Source organism: Cupriavidus sp. 8B, assembly GCF_054589115.1.
In genome coordinates this window covers 1-467 of record NZ_BAAILO010000190.1, presented here as the reverse complement: position 1 = coordinate 467, position 467 = coordinate 1, and the positions used below count along the sequence as shown (strand labels likewise).

Below are 467 nucleotides of genomic sequence, written 5' to 3'. Positions count from 1 at the left end.
GGCTGCCATCTGTTCAGGCACTCGATGGCGACGCTGATGCTGGAAAACGGCGCGGACATCCGTTTTATACAGGCGATGCTCGGGCACGCCGAGCTCTCGACCACGCAGATATACACGCAGGTGGCCATCCGCCAGTTGCAGCAGGTGCACGCGGCCACGCACCCCGGGGCGAAGCGGCGGCGCAGCGATGCGCATGCTTCCAGCCTAACAGCCGACTCTGCTTCAGCGACTGCTGCGCTTCTGCAGGCGCTGGAGGATGAGGCCGACGACGATAACGAGCTCGGCGCAGCCGACCTCTGAACCCCCTCCCGATTGGCCGCCTGCGGCCCCAAAAACGCACTTCGGGGCTTCTGACCCAAGAAACGGTCCTTCTGCGGTCGTAGCACGGCCTGGAAAGGCGCGCCCGCTAAGGCGTAGCGGGCGATAGGGGTACGACTTCGCCTCGGACCTATTGCGTTTGGCAATGC

1 protein-coding gene is annotated in these 467 nt (G+C 64.7%); it reads left to right on the top strand.

The annotated features are described in order from the left end of the window. A partial coding sequence (locus ACYP5B_RS18885) for a tyrosine-type recombinase/integrase (RefSeq protein ID WP_459570718.1) occupies positions 1-300 on the top strand: 300 nt, incomplete at its 5' end. Positions 301-467: the final 167 nt, after the last annotated feature.